Here is a 1278-nt window from a genome sequence, read left to right on the forward strand (position 1 = left end):
CCGATGAAGGTGATGGTACTATAGATACCGATGGGGACGGACTTCCCGATAGTATCGATATCGACGATGACAACGACGGTATCCCTACCAACGTGGAGGCGCAGACTACCAGTGGCTACATCCCTCCTACCGGGAACGATTCCGACAACGACGGGCTGGACGATGCATACGAATTTAGCGGTGACCAAGGCCTTACCCCTGTCAACACCGATGGTACCGATGCTCCGGATTATCTAGATCTGGATTCCGATAACGACACCGTACCCGATAACAACGAGGGGAACGACTTTAACTTTGACGGTATTCCGGATTGGACTTTTACGGGTACGGACACCGATGGCGACGGGCTGGACGATGGCTACGAAGGCAGTGACCTAAACGACGGATTCGACGTAAACGACGAGATCAACGACCCTGCGAACGACCTGCCCGATACCGACGGTACCGAGGACGTAAATTATAGGGATTTTGATGATGACGGAGACGGTATCGATACTCCGGACGAGGATGCCGATGGTGACGGAGACCCTACCAACGACGATACCGATAGTGATGGTACTCCCGATTATCTGGAACCGACCGATACCGATGGTGACGGGATTCCCGATAACGTAGACCTTGACGACGACAACGATGGTGTACTGGATACCGATGAAGGTGATGGTACTATAGATACCGACGGCGACGGACTTCCCGATAGTATCGATATCGACGACGACAATGATGGTATCCCTACCAACGTGGAGGCGCAGACTACCAGTGGCTACATCCCTCCTACCGGGAACGATTCCGACAACGACGGGCTGGACGATGCATACGAATTTAGCGGTGACCAAGGCCTTACCCCTGTCAACACCGATGGTACGGATAATCCTGATTATCTAGATCTGGATTCCGATAACGACACCGTACCGGACAACAACGAAGGAAACGACTTTAACGTTGACGGTATTCCGGATTGGACTTTTACGGGTACGGACACCGATGGCGACGGGCTGGACGATGGCTACGAAGGCAGTGACCTAAACGACGGATTCGACGTAAACGACGAGATCAACGACCCTGCGAACGACCTGCCCGATACCGACGGTACCGAGGACGTAAATTATAGGGATTTTGATGATGACGGAGACGGTATCGATACACCGGACGAGGATGCCGATGGTGACGGAGACCCCACCAACGACGATACCGATGGCGATGGTACTCCCGATTACTTAGACCCGATTGATGATAGATTAATGGACCCTAATTTTGAGGATATTACTATTCTTTGTG

General features: G+C 52.3%; 1 pseudogene. It reads left to right on the forward strand.

From position 1 onward, the window contains the following. Nucleotides 1-1278, forward strand: a pseudogene (locus tag ACFQZJ_RS12225) (gliding motility-associated C-terminal domain-containing protein); the annotation flags it as partial.

Source organism: Maribacter chungangensis (genome assembly GCF_042676845.1).
GTDB lineage: Bacteria > Bacteroidota > Bacteroidia > Flavobacteriales > Flavobacteriaceae > Maribacter > Maribacter chungangensis.